This is a genomic window from Nakamurella multipartita DSM 44233 (assembly GCF_000024365.1).
Classification (GTDB): Bacteria; Actinomycetota; Actinomycetes; order Mycobacteriales; family Nakamurellaceae; genus Nakamurella; species Nakamurella multipartita.
On the sequence record NC_013235.1, the window covers coordinates 414285 to 432405 of the forward strand.

The 18121-nt window shown below is 68.3% G+C and carries 18 protein-coding genes and 1 pseudogene; 9 read left to right on the forward strand and 10 right to left on the reverse strand.

The window, feature by feature from the left end:
• The first annotated feature begins 381 nt into the window (after window positions 1-381).
• Window positions 382-789 carry a hypothetical protein gene (locus tag NAMU_RS01885; RefSeq protein ID WP_015745725.1) on the forward strand — a complete coding sequence of 136 codons (408 nt, stop codon included), beginning with the start codon at window positions 382-384 and terminating at the stop codon, window positions 787-789.
• Window positions 790-796: 7 nt separating this feature from the next.
• On the opposite strand, the gene NAMU_RS01890 is transcribed toward NAMU_RS01885, so the two are convergent.
• The 4 genes and pseudogenes from NAMU_RS01890 to NAMU_RS01905 form a co-directional block, all read right to left on the reverse strand.
• Window positions 797-1189 carry a F0F1 ATP synthase subunit epsilon gene (locus NAMU_RS01890; RefSeq protein ID WP_015745726.1) on the reverse strand — a complete coding sequence of 131 codons (393 nt, stop codon included), beginning with the start codon at window positions 1187-1189 and terminating at the stop codon, window positions 797-799.
• Between the two features lie 2 nt (window positions 1190-1191).
• Window positions 1192-3027 (reverse strand): glycoside hydrolase family 15 protein, encoded by a 1836-nt coding sequence (locus NAMU_RS01895; RefSeq protein ID WP_015745727.1) that lies wholly within the window; start codon window positions 3025-3027, stop codon window positions 1192-1194.
• Window positions 3024-3395 carry a hypothetical protein gene (locus NAMU_RS01900; RefSeq protein ID WP_138179892.1) on the reverse strand — a complete coding sequence of 124 codons (372 nt, stop codon included), beginning with the start codon at window positions 3393-3395 and terminating at the stop codon, window positions 3024-3026. The genes NAMU_RS01895 and NAMU_RS01900 overlap by 4 nt, the downstream gene beginning before the upstream one ends.
• Window positions 3392-4395 (reverse strand): annotated as a pseudogene (locus tag NAMU_RS01905) (SDR family oxidoreductase). The gene NAMU_RS01900 and the pseudogene NAMU_RS01905 overlap by 4 nt, the downstream one beginning before the upstream one ends.
• A 217-nt stretch (window positions 4396-4612) precedes the next feature.
• Here NAMU_RS01905 and NAMU_RS01910 point away from each other — a divergent pair.
• Complete coding sequence (locus NAMU_RS01910; RefSeq protein ID WP_015745729.1) at window positions 4613-5788, forward strand: FAD-binding domain; 1176 nt, start codon at window positions 4613-4615, stop codon at window positions 5786-5788.
• A 100-nt stretch (window positions 5789-5888) separates the two neighbouring features.
• Window positions 5889-7229: an NAD(P)/FAD-dependent oxidoreductase gene (locus NAMU_RS01915; protein WP_015745730.1), complete on the forward strand. Its 1341-nt coding sequence runs from the start codon at window positions 5889-5891 to the stop codon at window positions 7227-7229.
• Here NAMU_RS01915 and NAMU_RS01920 read toward each other — a convergent pair.
• The 3 genes from NAMU_RS01920 to NAMU_RS01930 all read right to left on the reverse strand — a co-directional run bounded on the left by NAMU_RS01920 (window position 7226) and on the right by NAMU_RS01930 (window position 9372).
• Complete coding sequence (locus tag NAMU_RS01920) at window positions 7226-7732, reverse strand: MarR family transcriptional regulator (protein ID WP_015745731.1); 507 nt, start codon at window positions 7730-7732, stop codon at window positions 7226-7228. The two genes, NAMU_RS01915 and NAMU_RS01920, sit on opposite strands and share 4 nt — an antisense overlap.
• A gap of 98 nt (window positions 7733-7830) precedes the next feature.
• Window positions 7831-8049, reverse strand: coding sequence for a hypothetical protein (locus NAMU_RS01925; RefSeq protein ID WP_015745732.1), 219 nt, complete (start codon window positions 8047-8049; stop codon window positions 7831-7833).
• 231 nt (window positions 8050-8280) lie between these two features.
• Window positions 8281-9372, reverse strand: a complete 1092-nt coding sequence (locus NAMU_RS01930; RefSeq protein WP_015745733.1) for a glycoside hydrolase family 76 protein — start codon at window positions 9370-9372, stop codon at window positions 8281-8283.
• A 446-nt stretch (window positions 9373-9818) separates the two neighbouring features.
• Here NAMU_RS01930 and NAMU_RS01940 point away from each other — a divergent pair, with 446 nt between their 5' ends.
• Together NAMU_RS01940 and NAMU_RS01945 are read left to right on the forward strand one after the other, a co-directional pair.
• Entirely contained in the window at window positions 9819-10682 is an 864-nt protein-coding gene (locus tag NAMU_RS01940) for a sugar ABC transporter substrate-binding protein (RefSeq protein ID WP_138179894.1), read from the forward strand.
• Window positions 10679-11701, forward strand: coding sequence for an ABC transporter permease (locus tag NAMU_RS01945; protein ID WP_015745735.1), 1023 nt, complete (start codon window positions 10679-10681; stop codon window positions 11699-11701). Before NAMU_RS01940 ends, NAMU_RS01945 begins: the two co-directional genes overlap by 4 nt.
• Here the strand turns inward: NAMU_RS01945 and NAMU_RS01950 are convergent.
• Window positions 11661-13019 carry a DUF2254 domain-containing protein gene (locus NAMU_RS01950; protein WP_015745736.1) on the reverse strand — a complete coding sequence of 453 codons (1359 nt, stop codon included), beginning with the start codon at window positions 13017-13019 and terminating at the stop codon, window positions 11661-11663. The two genes, NAMU_RS01945 and NAMU_RS01950, sit on opposite strands and share 41 nt — an antisense overlap.
• Before the next feature lie 183 nt (window positions 13020-13202).
• On the opposite strand from NAMU_RS01950, the gene NAMU_RS01955 reads away from it, so the two are divergent.
• From NAMU_RS01955 to NAMU_RS01970, 4 genes are all read left to right on the forward strand, one after another.
• Complete coding sequence (locus NAMU_RS01955) at window positions 13203-13469, forward strand: hypothetical protein (protein WP_015745737.1); 267 nt, start codon at window positions 13203-13205, stop codon at window positions 13467-13469.
• Entirely contained in the window at window positions 13466-13669 is a 204-nt protein-coding gene (locus tag NAMU_RS01960) for a DUF2795 domain-containing protein (protein WP_015745738.1), read from the forward strand. The genes NAMU_RS01955 and NAMU_RS01960 overlap by 4 nt, the downstream gene beginning before the upstream one ends.
• Before the next feature lie 76 nt (window positions 13670-13745).
• Window positions 13746-14468, forward strand: coding sequence for a response regulator transcription factor (locus NAMU_RS01965; RefSeq protein ID WP_015745739.1), 723 nt, complete (start codon window positions 13746-13748; stop codon window positions 14466-14468).
• 58 nt (window positions 14469-14526) lie between these two features.
• A complete protein-coding gene (locus tag NAMU_RS01970) occupies window positions 14527-15894 on the forward strand; it encodes a HAMP domain-containing sensor histidine kinase (RefSeq protein WP_217180717.1) in 1368 nt (455 codons plus the stop codon).
• Window positions 15895-15930: 36 nt separating this feature from the next.
• On the opposite strand, the gene NAMU_RS01975 is transcribed toward NAMU_RS01970, so the two are convergent.
• Both NAMU_RS01975 and NAMU_RS01980 read right to left on the reverse strand, forming a co-directional pair.
• On the reverse strand, window positions 15931-16224 hold the full coding sequence (locus tag NAMU_RS01975; protein WP_015745741.1) for a hypothetical protein: 294 nt from the start codon (window positions 16222-16224) through the stop codon (window positions 15931-15933).
• Between the two features lie 547 nt (window positions 16225-16771).
• Window positions 16772-18019 (reverse strand): cation:proton antiporter, encoded by a 1248-nt coding sequence (locus NAMU_RS01980; protein ID WP_015745742.1) that lies wholly within the window; start codon window positions 18017-18019, stop codon window positions 16772-16774.
• Window positions 18020-18121 lie beyond the last annotated feature (102 nt).

Sequence of the window (18121 nt, forward strand, 5' to 3'; positions counted from 1 at the left end):
TCGATGGGTACGAGCTCGGCCCCGATTCACCACGACACCTGCGCACCGCCCAATCACTTGACGATGGTCGGTCAGTGCCCGAGCCGCGGCCCCATCAATCCTGATCTGCAGTGTTTGTACTCACGCAATGGCATGTGGATCGCAACCACTCACACCGGTCAGGCCATCGATGCGCGACTCGCGGAGCCTCTGGCGCACTGTCCCTAGGCTCGATAGGCTCCAGATGGCAATTGAAGCAATCGATCCCGAGTTGTCGACCTCGCCGGCTGGCCGTCAGCGGCCGCCTCCGGTGGGTTCATCCCTCGGTTGACCCGAGAATCGTGAGCGCCAGCCGCGGGCTCGAAAGCTATCTCCAGTTGAGGGCGACGAAAGAAGGGTCCGATGGGCAACATCACCGACATCCCGCGACCGGCGGTGCTCGACCCGCACCGGCCACTGCGCCGGCATGGAACCGAGCTCTTCGCCGACAACCGACCCGAGGCGGAGGTGCTGCGCCAGGCGCTCGAGGATTCGTGCGCCTACGCGGACCAACTGTGGCAGACGCTCAATTACCTACGCGAGTACCTGATGCTCAGCTTGCCGCCCGAATCGACGGCGACGGGAGCCGGCCGGATGGGGGCCAGCCCGTATGGTCCGGACGACGACGAAGGATGGCAAGCCTGGATGCAGGCATTCGCTGCGACGACATCGGTCCTGTGTGGGCCCAACGGCGACGGCGGTTTCGGGTTCAGCCGAGCCCGTCTGGAAGCGCAGCATCGAGGATTTCACCCGCACTCCGGTCAGGGGTGAGCGGCGATCAGATGGGTTCGCCGAAAGCAAGTAGTTGTGCGCGAGCGCGTCGGAGTTCGGCCTCTGCCTCGGCCGAGTTGGTGCCCTGAGCCTTGGCCCTCTCGTACGCTGCGCGAGCCTTGGTGACGTCGATCTCTTCGCGCAGTTCGGCGTCCTCGGCCAGAATGGCGACTCCTTCCTTGGTGACGGACAGGAACCCACCATGAACGGCGACGCTGAGCACGTTCCCTTCCGGCTCGACGATCCGGGCGGCGAATCCCTCCCGAAGACGCCCAAGGAGCGGGGCATGGCCGGGCATGATGCCGATGTCGCCCTCTACGGTTCTCGCGACCACGATCTGGGCGCGCCCGGACCAGATTTCTCGCTCCGCCGCAACCAGATCGACCTGCATGTCCGCCATCGTCAAAGCCTCAATTCTGGGGAAGATGATTGGAAATCGATGCTCGGGCGTGACGGGCTGGCTGACGGTTCCGACAACCGGGCGGCCGCCTCGAGGTGAAGTGCATGCACGAAGGCTTGCGGGAGGTTGCCCCGTAGCTGGTGGTGAGCAACGTCGAATTCCTCGGAGTAGAGCTCGGGTGGACCGACGCAGCCGCGGGTCCTTTCGTACCACCGCGCCGCAGCGATCGGCCGGTGCTGCTGGTGCAGCGACAGCGCGACCAGGAACCCGCAGAGGGTGAAGGAGCCTTCGGCGTCGGCCAGCGGGCGGTCGTCATGCCGGAATCGGTATGCGTAGCCATCGCGGGTGAGGTCGGCGAGATACGCGATGAGGGTCGCGTCGGAGCGAGGATCGGCGGGGTCGATGCCACCGCGAAGGGATGGCAACAGCAGCGCCGCGTCCACTCCTGGACCCTGCGGGGAGCGTTGCCATCGCCCGGTGGGATGCGTGGCCCGGGCGGCGGTATGCGCGGTGATCTGGTCGGCCAGGGTGAGCCAGGCGCCGGCGGCGGTTCCGGCGTGGGGAAGTCGGGCAATGGCGCGGAGCCCGGCGACACAGGTCAGCCGACTATGGGTCCATGGTTGGGGGTCGATCTCCCAGATCCCGGCATCGGGCTCGGTCCACCGGGCGGCGACGGCATCAGTGGCGATCCTCGCGGCCTTCCAATGGTCGACGTCGAGCCGGTCCGCCCGGCCGGCCGCAGCGAGCAGCAACAGGGATTCGCCGAAGGCGTCGAGCTGGAACTGCTGATTGACCCAGTTCCCGATCATATTTCCACCGCCGGGATATCCGGGCAGATCGACGGTGCGCTGGTCCGGCACCGGCGCTCCCTGCGTGGTGTAGGCAGGTCTCAAATCGGGTCCGTGGTCGAGGATCCGGGCGGTGACGAACCGAACGGCGTCATCGAGCAAGGCGGGCGCGGCGGCCGCAGCGGCGGCTTGCCCGGCGTAGCACTGGTCGCGGATCCAGACGTATCGATAGTCGTAATTCCGGCTGCCCTCGGCGCGTTCGGGCAGGCTGGTCGTGGCGGCGGCGACCATACCGCCGCTGGCTGCGGTCAACCCGCGCAGAACGGCATACGACCGGCGGGCGTCGGCGGGTTCCAGGCAGTTCTGCAGATCGGGCACGGCCGCGCTCCACGCGGCGGCGGTCGCCTGCCAGGCCGTCTCCGGATCTGGAGGGTCAGAGGGCAAAGCTTGGTCGCCGATCTCCAGGACGAGGTCATGATGGCCTCCAGCCGGAACGAGGAGATCGGTGGTCAACTCGTGGTGCGGGTTGACCCGTCGGATACCGGCGGGCGCGCCCGTCCAGCGCAGGTGCAGCGGACCGCTGCGGCCTGTCCAGCTGTGGTCCGCATGGTGCAACTCGGTGAATCCATGCCGACCGAAGCGAGCGCGGGGGGCGAGGGTGACGCGGACCTGGGCATCGCGGTCGTTGGCGACGACGCGGCGCAGCAGAACAGCGCGGTGCGGCTCGCCGGGGAACGCCAAGGCCTCCCGACACTCGATGATTCCGTCGTCGGTGACCCAGCGACTGCGCCAGATCATGCTGCCGGCCTCGTAGGAGCCTCCCCAGACGAATCGGCCGAGCGGGGTGACCGAATAGGCTCCCGGGCCGTCGAGCAGCGCGGCGAAGACCGCATCGCTGTCCCATCGCGGCATGCACATCCAGACGATGTCACCGCCGGGGCCCAGGACGGCCCCGCGTTCTCCATCGGCTAACAGTGCGTACTCCCGCAGGACGTGGGGCGGAAAGGACGTGTGGTCGAGACCAATCCGGTGACGTCGGGACGCGGTCATCGATGATCGCCGACCAGGATGAGGGCCGCGGCGGCGGCCGACGTGCCGGCGACCCCGGCGCTGATCAGGGCCGCGGTCCGGTGCTCTGGCCAGATCACAGCGGCCAGAACCATGCTGGCTCCGTGGATGACATCGACCCCGCCGCCGATCGCGACCAGGTGCCGGGTGGGACGGATCAACGTCGCGCCACCCTGAACCAGCTGGCGGGCGCCGAGGATCCGGACCAGCCGCGCATCCGGGGCGGTGCCGCGGCCGGCGACCAGCCGCGCAACCGGCTCCGACCGCAGGATCGCGGCCACTCCCACGGCAGCGGTGGCGGCCGCCCACATCCGGGCCGCACCTCGTCGACGGCGCAAATCCCGAGTCATGTGCGGCGGCTCAGCAGCGCGGCCGCGGCAGCGGCCACGATCCCGCCAGCGGTCATGAGCAGCCCGTGATGGTGGGACGCCCATAACTGCGGGGCGGTCGAGGTGGACCGTTGGTCAAAGACGCCATGGGCGCCGAAATCCCGGCCGTCGGGTCCGTCCGCGGGAGCCCAGAGGTTGGCCGGCGCATCCGCGGGTCGGGGCTGGTCGGTCTGTTGCGAGGCGAACCCGGTCCGTCCCAGATAGCGGTCCAGAATTCCCGGGGCAATGGCGTTGGCCACCAGGGTGGCTGCAGTGCTTGCGCCCACCCAGTACTCCCGGCGACGGGGATGGTCGGCTGCGTACATGACCCCGCGGGCCGCGACCTCCGGCTGGTAGATCGGGGGCACCGGCTGCGCATGGTGGGGCAGCCGGGACAGCACCCAGGAGAACTGGGGGGTGTTCACCGCCGGCATCTGCACCATCGTCACGTGCACGTGGCTCTTCTCGTGCAGCAGTTCGCAGCGCAGCGCCTCGTGGAATCCCTGGATCGCGTGTTTGGCGCCGCAATAGGCCGTCTGCAGCGGGATGCCGCGGTAGGCCAGCGCGGAGCCCACCTGGACGATCGTGCCCCGGTCACGGGGCTTCATTTTCTGCAGGGCGGCCATGGTGCCGTAGACGTACCCGAGGTAGCTGACCTCGGTGACCCGGCGGTACTCGTTCGGGTGGATCTTCTCGAACGGCGCGAACACCGAGGTGAAGGCAACGTTCACCCACACGTCGATAGGTCCCAGTTCGTTCTCGACCTGGTCGGCGGCCGCGAAGACCTGTGTCCGGTTCATACGTCGGTCGGGATGGGCAGGGCCTGCCCGCCGCCGTCGCGAACCTGGGCCGCAGCTCCGGCCAAGCCCTTCTGGCCACGAGCCAGCAGGCCGACGGACGCGCCGCGGGCGCCGAATGCCGCGGCGACCGCGCGACCGATTCCGCCGCTGGCGCCGGTGACCACCGCCACCTGTGCACTCATGTCGGGGGCTACCTCGCTTCCTGGTCAGGGCCGGGCGTTCGGTTCGCCTTACCCATCGGGGTGGTTCTCAATCCAGGTCGGACTCGTTGCCGTGGTCGCCCTCTCGGCGCCGCCGGGTCGATCCGGTCACCAAGTCTCACGCAATCCTTGCGGTGACGCAATGATGGGGGTAGTCCTGAAGGCGCCGGCGCAGCCCGACGGTAGAACAGGAGGCTACATGAAGGTCTTGATCGTGGGGGCCGGGATCGCCGGCCCGACCCTGGCCTACTGGCTGCTCCGCGCCGGGCACCAACCGACGCTCGTCGAGCGCGCTCCCGAGCTGCGCCACGGCGGTTACGTGATCGACTTTTGGGGAGCCGGATTCGAGGTCGCCGAGCGAATGGGTATCGCTGAGGAACTTCGGGGCCGTGGGTACCGCTTTCGCCAGGTGCGCGTGGTCGATCGCCGCGGCCACCGGTTCGCCTCGTTCCGGCCGGCGTCGATCGTGGGGCCGATGGATCGTTACGTGAGCATCGCCCGGTCCGAGCTGGCCAGGGTGATCTACGACTCGCTCGACGGTGCCGTGGAATTGATCCTGGGCGACACCGTCCGGACGCTGTGCGACGAGTCCGACCGGGTGCGCGTCGAGTTCGGGAGCGGCGATGTTCGGCACTTCGATCTGGTCGTGGGTGCCGATGGCCTGCATTCACGGGTGCGGAGACTGGCGTTCGGGGCGGATGCGCAGTTCGAGAAGTATTTGGGCATCGTGTTTGCGGCATTCCAGGCGCAGGGCTACCGGCCGCGCGACGAACTCGTTGCCATGATGCATGCCGAAATCGGATTCCAGGCGGTGCGTCTGTCCCTCCGCCAGGACATGACCTTGTTTCTGTTCACGGTTCGACACCTTGGTGCCGTGCCCACGGATGACCGGACCGCACAACAGGATCTGCTGCGGGCCAAGCTCGCCGGCAAGGGTTGGGAAACTTCGGCCATGCTGGAGTTGATGCCTCAGTCGCAGTCGTTCTACTTCGACTCGGCCAGTCAGATCAGAATGCCGGAATGGAGCCGGGGTCGGGTGGTCCTGGTCGGCGACGCGGCGGCAGGTCCGTCGTTCCTGGCCGGCCAGGGATCCGCCCTGGCCATGGTGGAGTCCTACACGCTGGCCGCAGAACTGGCCCGCACGGCCGATCACCGCGAGGCCTTCGGCCGTTATCAGGCCAGGCTCGCTCCGTTGCTGCGCTCCAAACAGGATGCCGCCCAGGGGCTAGGACTGGCGTTCGCGCCGGCCAGCGGTGTGCAATTGCTGGTGCGCAACGCGGCCATGATCGCGATGGGTCTGCCCCGAGTAGCCGGCCTCGTGATGGGCCGAAGCTTCCACGACTCTGTCGAACTTCCGGAGTTCGCCGCGGCCTGAGGCGGTCCGGGGTCGGCGTGTTTTGGCCGGCCGCATCCGGTGAACCACCACGGGGGGAGCGGGGTGGTGCCTCGGTCTCCGGGACAGGAGGGAGCCAACGATGGACAGGGAACGACAACGCCCGGTGTCGGGCCGCTCCGGCGTGGTGGTCATCGGATCGGGGTTCGGCGGATTCTTCGCGGCGCGCCGGTTGCGGCGGCTCCGGGTCGACGTCACCGTGCTCGCGGCCACTGATTCGTTCCTCTACACCCCCCTTCTTCCCGACGTCGCCGTGGGCACGGTCGACCCGAGATCCGTGCTGATCCCGCTCGCGTCGACATTGCGGGGGGTGACGATCGTGCGCGGGCAGGCAGATCGGGTGGATCTGAACTCGCAGACCGTTCACTACACCGACGCCCGGGGCCAGCAAGCCGAACTGGGCTACCGGAGATTGCTGCTGGCTCCGGGCAGCGTGACCAAACTGCTGCCGATTCCAGGACTGTCCGACCACGCGATCGGATTGAAGACGGCGACGGAGGCGCTGTACCTGCGGGAAAAGGTCCTGGCCCAGTTGGAGGCCGCGACCACGATCACCGACGCGGCGCGGCGCCGGGAAGCGCTGACGTTCGTGGTGGTGGGGGCTGGCCATGCCGGTGTCGAACTCACCGCCCAGATGGCCAGGTTGGCCCACAACCTGGTGCCGTTGTACCCGGGTGTGACGCGGGACGACGTCAGGTGGCTGTTGGTCGATGTCGCCGACGAGGTGATGCCGGAGCTGGGCGGCAGCCTTGGCCGGTCGGCGCTGCGGTTGCTCCGCCGACGAGGGGTCGACGTTCGCCTGGGCGTCAGCGTGGAGCGGGTCCGCGACCACGAGGTCGCCTTGACGGACGGAACCCGTGTGCGCTGTGGCACTCTCGTGTGGTGCGCGGGCGTGGTCGGCAATCCGCTGATCGAGGCGCTCGGGTTGCCCACCTCGAAAGGGCGGCTCGTCGTCGACAAGGTGCTGCGGGTGCCGCAGCATCACGACGTCTACGCCATCGGCGATGCTGCGGCGGTGCCCGATCTGACGAAACCGCAGGATGAGCACGGGCAGCGTCCGCTGTGCCCACCCACTGCCCAGCATGCCATGCGGCAAGCGACCGCCGTCGCCCGCAACATTGTGGCCGACCTGGATGGACGCCCTTTACGGCCCTACCGGCACCACGACCTTGGTCTGGTGGTCGACCTGGGAGGACCCGATGCTGCGGCGACGCCAGTCGGGTTCCGGCTGCGGGGGCGGCTCGCGAAGGCAGTGACCCTCGGGTACCACCTGTACGCCCTGCCGACCGGGAAGCGCCGAATTCGGGTCGCCGTGGACTGGGCCATTGCCGGCAAGCGGCCCGACGACGTCTCTTTGCGCTCACTGCCCCAATCGGCTGCCTTGATCGTGAACGCCGAGGACGGGGGTCCGGCGATCTCCTAGCGGGCTTCGGATATCCAGCCCAACGACCACAGGTGATGCTCGGTCGGTTCGCCCGCCGCGCTGGCGAATTCAGCGAGCGCATCGGCCACCCGTTCGCGCGCCAGGACGGGCATGCGTTGCAGAATCTCGGAGATGGCCGCTCGCCGGCGCTCCATCACGCCATCGAGCAAGTGCTGGCCGGCCGGTGTCAACGTCAGGGCCAGATGGCGACGATCGGCCGGGTTGTCCTTGCGGTCCAGCAAACCGTCGGCGACCAGGCGGTCGCACGTCCGGGTCGCGTTCGAGGGATGGACGCGCATGGCCGCGGCCAGTGCGGTGAGGTGCAGGGGGCCCAGGCTGGCCACGATGACCAGTGCACGAAGTTGCGGCGCCGTCAGATTCGCGCCGGCCTCCTCGACGGATTGGGCGGCCACGCCCACCAGTGCCTTCGACGCCGTGAGAACCCCATCGACCTGGAGGGCAAGTTGGCGTCGCTGGAGCGCAGCTTTGGACTCACGCGGCATGGAGCGAGGATGACGCAATCATTGCGCACGTGCAAACGGCGGACCCGGGGGGCAGGCGAACCGGCGCCGGGTGCGGCACTCGGTCGGGTCGTCCTTGCTCAGGCCATTACCCCGGCGAGCACCAGGGCAGTTCGGCCGAGGATCAGAAGCAGGCAGGCGACCAGCAGTTGACGGCGCTTGCCCGCCGCGGGCCCCTGGTGGATCGGGGCCAGCCCGGAGCCCGTCGGCCCGTCGATCCGAGGCGAGATTCGGCCTCGCATCAGCAGCATGACGACGCCGATCAGGACGAGCGCCGACCCAAGGAGTTCGCCAACCATCGGTTCCGATCCACTCTGGCCCATCCACCCGTCGGGCCCCGTCTGCAGGCGTCGATGCGCCCGTCCTGCGCAGCACGCCGAGCGTTCGCCCGGTCAATCGTTGATCGACCGGCCAGTCCTGAGGGCCGCTGCGTCCATTGTGCCCGTCACCGACGGCGGTACGCGAGAGCGGTACCTCGACACTGCGGGCCTGGCCGCGGTGGACGACGAACCGGCGACCGGTTCGAGTCGTTATCCCGACGTGCTGACGGCGCTCTCGGGGGTCTCCGGGATCGGTTGGGCGGCGACCAGCAGGTCGACCGCGCTCTGTTGGGTTGCCCCGTTGACGCGATCAACCGGCCCGGCCCAGTGCAAGCCGTACTCGTTGTCGTCGGTGCGGTTGTGGTCGTAGGCGGTCGACGCCTGGTCGATCAGGTAGTCGCTGTAGGGGTGGTCGTCCAGGACGCGGTTGAGTTCGCCGAGGTTGCGGACGTAGATGCCCTTGAAGCTGGGACCGTTCACGTCACAGCCGGTTCGCTCGCAGGGTTCGGTGAGCACGCCGTCGACGTGCAGCCCGGGAGCCCGGGTGGAGGCGTCGGCCAGTTCGCGGGCCGACTTCAGGTACGAGTGGTCGCCGGTGGCCCGGAACAGCGCGACCAAACCGCCCAGGATCACGCCCTGGTTGTAGGTCCAGGTGGTGTCCCGATTGTTGCGGCAGGTGGCGGCATTGAGCCCGTCGTTGACCAGCAGGTCGTCGTTGATCATCCCGGATGCCTGGAGCCAGTCCCAGACGGTGCGGGCCCGGTCGAGGTACGCCGCGCCCGCATCGCCCAGACGCGTCGCCAGCTCGGCCGCGGCCTGGATGAACAGCTCGTTGGAGATCGCATTCTTGTAGCCGTGATTCACCGTCCACCACAAACCGCCGCCGCACGTGTCGTCCTGATTGCTCCACATGAAGTCCACGGCGCGCCGCGCGGTCTGTAGGTACTCGGCGTTCCCGGTCAGGTCGTACGCGCTTATCCAGGCCAGGGCCCACCAACCGGTGTCGTCGGTGAAATCGTTGATGAAGTTGCCGCGCGCGGCGTTGCGCTTCTTGGCGAAGGTGTTCTCCAGGACCCAGGTGTAGCGGTGATCGCCCGAGACGATCATGTAGTTGGTCAACGCGTTCACCGCGTTCGCGCTGTTCCACCACCCGGTGGTGGGCCACACCCCGGAGCGCTGGTCGTACATCTGGACCAGGGCATCGACGGCGGGCTGGTCCGAGGGGGCCTGAGCGCCGCAGCCGACCAGCAGCGAGCCGGCCACTAGCACGGCCAGCATTCTCGCGGCTCGACCGGGGCGCATGACCGGCCTCGATTCTGGTTGAGTGGACAGCACTCCGAGAGTCGAACAGTCAGGGCGGATTCAACTTGTCACCTTACGTCGTTATCCGGCCTCGAACTGGCGAGAGCGCCGGCCGCCCCGTCGGGCGACGGCGTCGGGGACCGGCGGTGTGGTTGGCCGTGATGGTCGCGATCGGGTTGTTGGCCGCCTGTACGTCGACGGAGCCGGTTGACGGCACGACCGGAACGATCACGAACGTCGGATCCTCTCCACTCTCCTCCGCCTCGCCGACCCCGACCGCCACCGGGACCTCGGTCATCGGGCCGCCGGTGACCGGAACACAAGCCACTGGGACGTCGGGGACCGGGACCTCAGGGGACGAGCCGACGGGGACGGCCGAACCGACGGGCACTGTGGTGACCTTCCGCACCGTCGCGCCGGACAGTGCTGTCGGTATCCGGATCGGGATGGTCGTTTCGAGCGGGTCGGATCCGTTCAGCGCGGCTGTGGCCGAGTCGGTGGTGGACCAGGTGCAGGCCGCCGGCGCCGAGCTCATTCGCTGCGACCCCGGGGCGAACGCCAGCCTGGCCCTGGAGTGCGCCCGCCGGCTGGCCACCCAGCACGTCGACGGCTGGATCAGCCTGCAGCCCGGGCAGGCCGGGGAGGCGCTGTGCGCGGCCGGCCCGCGGGACGCACCACTGATCACGGTGGCCGCAGCGTCGCTGAGCTGCCAGCGGGCGCAGGTCGGCGCGGACGACCGACTGGCCGGGTACCTGGCCGGGCAGGCGCTCGGTCGATCGGCACGGCTGGGGACGGGGTGTCAGCACGACGTGTTGGTCGTGATCACCGGAGATCCGGCGGATCCGATGAGCGCTCGGCGGACCGAGGGCATCAAGGGTGGTTTCGCCACCGAATGCCCGGCATCGGGGGCCGATCCGGTCCTGCTGGACGCTGGCACCCAGGACCGCGCCTTCGAGGCGTTCACCAACGAGCTGACGGCGTTGCCGGACGATACCGAAATCCTGGTCGCCGCGGTCGACGACGGCACCGCGCTCGGGGCCGCGGCGGCCGTGCCCGCGGCCCGGGCGGACCGGATCACCCTGGCCGCCGTCGGTGCCGATCAGCGGGCCAGGTGCCGGATCGTCGCCGAGCCCTGGTGGATCGGTGACGCGGCGCTGTTCCCCGATCGGTACGGCGAGGTGGCCGTGCCGGCCTTGCTCGATGCAATCGCGGGAAAGGACGTCCCTGCTGACATGTATGTCGAGACGACCTTTGTGACGGCCGACACGCTGACCGCGTTCTACGACGTCAGCGATTGTCCGGCTCGATGACCGCGCATTCGAGACCGCCGGACCGGCGGGCGGTCCTGACCCGGGTGGTGCTGGCCGTATCCGGTGTCGTGGCCTTCATCGCCTTCACCGTCACCATCCCGTACTTCCTGACCGTGGACAACCTGGCCAACCTGCTCAATGACGTCGCCCTGGTCGGCATCGTGGCCCTGCCGGCGACGTTCCTGATGATGAGCGGCCAGGTCGACCTGTCGGTCGGCGCCGCCGCCGCCTTCGTCGGCATCGTCCTGGCCCGCACGGCCCCGGACTCGGGGCTGCTGCCCGCCGTCCTGCTGGCCATCGGCACCGGGGCACTGATCGGCCTGGTCAATGGCCTGCTGGTCACCGAGGGGGAGGTGAACAGCATCGCGGCGACCTTCGCATCGATGGCGCTGCTGCGGGGTCTGGCGTATCTGGTGCCCAGCGGACTGGCCATCGCGTTACCCGGGTTCCGCTCATTGGGCACCCTGAGGCCGGTGCTGGGCATTGCCCTGCCAACCCTGATCTTCGCGGCGATCGCGCTGGTGGCGGCGCTGATGTCCAGGTCGGCGATCGGCCGGCGTAGTCGGGCCATCGGGTCGTTGCCAGCCGCGCAGCGAATGGACGGATCGGGGGAGCGGCACTGGATCATTGCCCTGTTCGTCGCTTCCGGGCTGGCTGCGGCGCTGGCCGGGCTGATCAGGACCTCACAGCTGGGTACGGGGCTACCCACCGCCGGAATCGGAATCGAGCTCACCGTGGTGACCGCCGTGCTGCTCGGCGGCGGCCATCTGACCGGCGGTCGGGGCTCGGTCGGCGGAACATTGCTGGCCCTGCTGCTGATGGCCATTGTCGACAACGGCATGTCGCTGGCCAACGTGACTCCCTACGCCGCGCAAGTGTTCCACGCGGGACTGCTGCTTCTGGCCCTGATGATCGACCGGCCGCGCCGGCGCTCGCGTACCCGGTCGCCCGCTCGGACGAAGCAGGGCGGCGATTCGGTCAGGATCGATGGCGCCAGCGACCCCCGAGTGCCGGGATGACCTCGTCGGCGGTGCGTTTGAGCATCTTCTGTTCAGCCACATCGAAGGATTGCGCTTCGGTGGTCGCTCGCAGCCGGGCGAGCTGCTCGGCAATGCTGCGTTGCTCGATGGGATCCGTGACCAGCCAGGCGACCTCGCGCAGCAGCTGGAAGAGGCGGTCGAGCACCGCCGGATCACCGGCGCCATAACGGCGGGGCTGGGCCACGGCCAGGTCGAGCAGCTCGGCGAAGCCGGGCCGCTGCAGGATCACCCGGGTCGGGCCGTCGTCGTCGGCGAGTACGCGGGGACCGAGGTCCCGGCCAACCAGTTCGGTGAGCAGTGCGCTGGCATGTCCGAGGGCATGGATGGCGGTCGTCGGGTCGTTGATGCCGGGGGACAAGGCCTTGACGGTGACGTCGGTGAGCTGTCGGAGGCCGAAAGCGACGTCTTGGGCGGCGGTGCGTTCTGGTCCCGTATGGATGGCCGGAGCGATCGCGTCCCGCAGCTCGCGCAGGACGTCCGGGTCGAACTCGGCGCCCCGACGAGGCCAGCACTCCCCCATCGGCACACCTTGGATCAGGGAGCTGCCGGGCGGTGCGGTGATCGTCAGAATCGCATCACCCTGCCGGGCAGCCCGCAACACCGCAAGCTCGTCGATCCAGACCAGGAAGCCGGAGGACGGGGCCGGCACGACCTCGCTGACCGCAGGGATGTCGGGAGCGGTCGCCGGTGGCCGATCCGCTTGACGGTCCGGCAGAACCCGGCGAAGAGTTGCGGTGGCGTCCCGGTGCACGGTCGCCAGCATCGTTTCGACCCGGATCTCTTTGGCCAGGTGGGCCAGGAAGATCACCAGAGCGAACACGCTGGCCACGGCGAGCAGGAAGGCCACAGTCACTGCGATCTGCGGAACGAACAGCTCCTGGTCGTCAGCTGCCGTGCGCACGGTGCGCAGCACGGTCAACGCGTAGGTGAACGTGCCCAGGAACACGCCAAGGGTGATCTGTACGAATCGGTCGCTACTGAAGGTGCGCAGGAGCCGCGGTGAGAACTGGCTGCTGGCCAGTTGGAGGGTCACCACGGTCAGCGAGAAAGTCAGTGAGGTGACCGTGATCAGGGATCCGGCAACGGCCTCCAGGACCGCTCGGGCCGCCTCGGCTCCGCCACCGAATAGGTAGTCGGTCACTGCCGACGGCAGGCCGTCGTCGATCTGGGCATCCAGCTGCGGGAGCAGCACTCCGAGGAACACCGCGAGTCCGATGCCGACCGCGGGAATCGGCCAGAGTTGGGTGCGGACGGCGTCGCGAAGGACGCTCCAGCCTCCTTGGCTCGGTGTTGGCACGTCGACTTCCGCTCATGTCGTGGTGTCGCCCCCCGAGGATCACCTGCCGCCCGCGGTCCGCCGGGGAGACGGTGGGTGAATTCCCTCATCGAGGGCTGACGAACCCGATCGTCAGGTGTTCGTCAGGTCAAGACCTCGGCCGAACGGCGACGATGGAGGCAGTCAGGGAAGAGGAGGACCTGCATGACAGTGGCGAACCACACCGAGGGCGCGCTGGACCGTGAAGTGCGCGACCTGCTGGCAAACGTGGCCTGCTCGGTTCCGGCAGATGTGGTCAAGGACGTGGTGTCCGCGGTGCGCCAAGATCTGGAAGGTCAGGTCCCGGCGGAGGCGTTCCCGGAGTTCTTGCACCGGTCCGTGGTCCAGCGGTTGCTCACCCGGGCCGTGGCCGGCGGCCGCTGCGCGCCGCCGGCGGATCCCGCCGACAGTCTTTCGGGCGTCGCGCAGTGACCAGTGCCGAGCAGATCGATCAAGTGGTCGACGCGGTCTCGATGGCCTTCTGTATGCGGCCGGTGACCAGGGCCGACTTGCTGACAGCGGCGGTCGCCGCACACGCACCCACACCCGTGTTCGATGCTTTGCTGCAACTGCCGGAGCGCCGGTACTACGACATCGTCGAGCTTCGCGGGCAATTGCGGGCGGCGACCTAGGAATGGGCGCGGTGGCGTCGTCACCAGCACCCAGGGGCATCATCGTGGGGTGGGTGCCGTCGGTAATGCTGTGACGATGCCATCACTGCCCCCCGATTCTGGTTCCGCGCCCACCCGTGTCTTGCTGGTCGAGGATGACGAGCGCATTCGCTTGGCGCTGGGGTTGGCCCTGGGTGACCTGGGTTTCCAAGTGCGGGATGCGGCATCCGGCGAGCTCGCCCTGGAACGCCTTGAGGTGGCCGACGTCGATGTGGTGCTACTGGATCTGATGCTGCCCGGCGTGGACGGGCTCACCGTGTGCCGGACGCTCCGGGCCAGGGGTGATTTGCCGATCATCATCACGACCGCTCGTTCGGACACGGCCGACGTGATCGCCGGCTTGGAGGCGGGGGCGGACGACTACATGTCCAAGCCATTGGTGGCCAGTGAGTTGGCTGCCCGAATTCGGGCGTTGCTCCGTCGCCGGCGACCGGTGAGCAACACCACCGTCCAGTCTTACGTCCAGGTTGCCGACCTCGAAGTCTGGCCCATGGAAGGGCGGGTTCGCCGGGCCGGCGCCGACGTACACCTCACTCGGACGGAATTTCGACTGCTGGCCGAGCTGGTCTCCGCCGATGGAGTGGTCGTGACCCGGGAGGAGCTGTTGCATCGAGTCTGGGGTTATGACTACTTCGGCGATACCCGCCTGCTGGATGTGCACATCCGTCGACTGCGGCGGAAGGTGGAGACCGACCCCGACAACCCGGCCCTGATCACCACTGTCCGGGGCCTGGGTTACCGCTTCAGCTCGTCGCGGTGAGGTCGGCGATCAAAACGTGGTCACCAAGAGACGGATCGGGTTGTCGTTGCGGTGGCGGGTGGCCATCGCCTTCGGATTGGCGTCGGTCGCGGTGGCCGGCCTGGTGGCGGTGGCGACTTGGCAACTGGCCACCACCTACATGCTCGACCAGCGCCGGCAGAGCGCCACTCTGCAAGCCACGGTGAACGCGCAGTTGGTCGAGGCATCATCGCGTTCCGGCTCGGGCAGCCTGGACGAGTTGCTCAGCGGGTTGGTGGTCGACCCCGGTTCGTCCATTCTGCTGGCCCGGTCGGATGGTCTGCTGACCAGCGGACGGGCGGTCGATCCGGCCGATCTGCCGTCGCAGTTGTTCACGCCCGACCCGGGAGAGACCAGATGGCTCGTCACCGAGATCGACGGCATCCGGGTGCTGGCGATCTCGCTGCAGGGTGGAAGCGCAGGCACCGTCTTCATCGAGCTGTTCCCGCTCGTGGAGCTGGGGCGGATCCAGCACTTTCTGATCCTGGTGCTCGTCGCCGGAGCCGCGGCGAGTGGTCTGCTCGGGGTCGGCCTCGGTTGGTGGACCAGCAAGCGGGCCTTACGCCCGCTCACCGAGCTGACGGAATCGGCCGCCCGCGTCGCCGGCGGCGACCTGCACGTCCGGCTACCGGAGCAGAGCGACCCGGACCTCGCGCCATTGGCGTCGACGTTCAACGCGACGGTCGAAGCGCTTGAGCGGCGGGTCCGCCTGGACGCCCGGTTTGCCGGCGACATCAGCCATGAGCTTCGCTCGCCGCTGACCACGATGGTCAATGCCATTGAAGTCCTCCGGCATCGGCAGGGGGAAATCCCGGAGGTGGCCCGGCAGGCCGTCGACCTTCTCGCCGGTGAGGTCGAACGCTTCCGTAAGATGCTCCTCGATCTACTCGAGATCTCCCGCTCCGATGAGGATGTCGATGACCGGGCACTGGAGTCGATCGATCTGGCGATCCTGGTCGCGAAGGTCAGGGACACCGGCCGCATGACCTTCCCCCTGGTCGTGGAGAAGCCGCCGCCGGCGATCTATGCCGATCGTCGTCGGCTGGTCAGGGTGGTGGCGAATCTGCTGGACAACGCCGAACGGCATGGCGGCGGGGTGGCCAAGGTGACGGTCACCGAATGGCAGGGCCGGGCGCGCTTGGAGGTCGACGACGCCGGCCCGGGAGTCCCGGTCGAGCTCAGAGAGCAGATCTTCGAGCGGTTTGCGCGTGGTCGGCACGCCGGCGAACGCGGTGGGGAGTCCGGAAGCGGGCTCGGCCTCGCGCTGGTCGCCCGGCATGTTCGGCTGCATTCCGGTGCGGTCTGGGTGGAGGACGCACCTGGCGGGGGCGCTCGCTTTGTCGTCGAGTTGCCCGCGGCCAATGACGACGCCGGGCACCCGGAAGTCGGTCCGAGCATTGCCCGGTGATGGCGTCCTGCGCCGCGGCGGCGATGGAGGGGCTGGTCAGGGGTAGACCATGTCCCTTGGCCGCGGGACCAACGGATCGGCGACCGCGGTCGGCAGGATCGCGTCGGTGCGGTATCGGTAGGACGTACCGGTCTGATCCACCAGGGTGACCTGGTCGGCGCTCCGGCGCAGTTCGGTGATCGTGTGCGGCCCCTCGCGCCGGTCGGGCCGCCACAGGTCGCCCGGTGCGAGATGTCCGGCGTGGTGACTGGTACGGGTGAACCCGCCCGCTGGGGTGTCCGCAACGCAGTGATCCAGAACCTCGCACGCGTTGTCGAGGGTGAGGCTCATATCATTCTCCTCCTCAGGTGACGACTTCGGTGGCGGAGCGTTCGACGTTGCGATTCTGAATTCCCGCCGACCTATTCATGATGGCAGCTTGATTGCCGCAGGACGAATCAGACATCTTTGACGGTCAGCCGGTCGAGGGCCGGATTTTCATGGCGGTGATCCTCGCCGGAGGGATCACATCCGGGTCGGCCGGCGCCGGGTTCATGCGGGGTCGGCCGCTTGCCACGAGCTGGGTCGGCCGTGGCTGATCAGCCCAGGCCGGCTGGCAGAGCCCATCTGACGTGCGCAAATGTGACACCTTCCGGCGCAGTCGCTCACCCTGCCCAGCGACGGCGACTCAGCGTCCGGGCGACACCGTGGCGGCGCGGCGCAGGAGCCGCCTGTCCGCCGACTGCCGAATACCCGCATGATCACCGGCGTATCGACCATGTTTCGAGTCCGTCGGGGTCGGCAAAATCGTCAGGTAAACGCAAGGTTGAGACGAATCCCGGACACCGCTGGTCGCGGTCAACTTACCCAGTGCTGACGGGCGTCGGTCGATTGCCATTCAGGATGGGGAATCGGGCCTTTCCGGGTCGGGTTCACGTGGCGGTGCCGGTGCCGTGTCGCCGGTCTCGTGCCAGCGGGGTGTTTCGTCCGGTTCGTCGAACCATCGGGCGACGAGCACATCGGTGGACGAATGCGCCAGGATGGACAGCACGATGGTGACCGCGACCAGGTGAAACACGCTACCGGCGGCGGGTATCTGTGAGTCCAGGACGAGCAGACCGTAGACGACCGCGGCGAATCCCTTCGGGCCGAACCAGGCGGCCGCGACCTGTTCGCGGGCGTTGAGTCCGGATCCGAGAAAGGACAGGGCCAACGCGACCGGTCGGGCTACCACCAGGGCCAGCACGGCGAAAATCCATCCTCCCAGAGGAATCTCGCTCAAGAACGCCGGTGAGATCAACGCACCAAAGACCAGCAGGGCCGCCAGCTTGAGCAGTTCGGCGATGAGCTCGCCGAACTCCTCGAATGCCTGCCGTTGCCGCGGTCCGCAGGTCGCGATGGTGATGCCGGCGGCGAAGGCGGCAAGATAGAGGTTGCCGCCGGTCACCAACGCCAGGCCGAGGACCAGTAGCCCGATGGCCAGCGCGTTCAGCGGCTGATAACGCGCGGACGCGGAGAACAACCGGGTTGCCTCCAGCCGAATCGCGATCCATGGCACGGCGACCCCGATCAGCAGCCCGATAGCGAGTTCCCCGGCCAGCGCACCCAGGTGCAGGTCCGGCGATCCCGACGCCAACGTCAGGAAAATCAGCACGAATGGCAGGGCGAGGCCGTCGTTGACGCCGGACTCGACGTTGAGCAGGTGCCGCAGCCGTGCGGGCACCTTGTCGTTACCGACAAGCGCAGCCGCGAAGACCGGATCGGTGGGCGCCAGGACCGCACCGATGAGCAGCGACTCGATCCAGTCCAGGCCGGCCACCCAGTGCGCGAAGGCCGCGGTGAGCACCAGGGTGAGCGGCAACCCCAGCAGCAGGGCGCGCCCGGGAAGCCGCCAGGCAGAGCGGAGATCGGACCAACCGACCCGCATGCCGTCGGTGAACAGCACCGAGAACAACGCCAGTTCGGCCAGCGTGGCCACGATCGAGTCGCCCGGTTCCAGCGGTATCAGACCGCTGACACCGCTGCCGCACAGGAAACCCGCGACCAGAAAGATGACCGCGGTCGACAGGATGGTGCGGTTCGCCAGGTTCGACACCAGGACGGATAGCAGCAGGACCGCGGAGTACACCAGCAGGAGCGTGGTCATCGCTCGATCATTCCCGCCGCTCCGCCCCGTTCAGCAAGTGGACTGGTTCAGCCATGGCAGTGCCGGCCACGGTGCCGACCCGTCGCGAGATCGCTCGCGGAC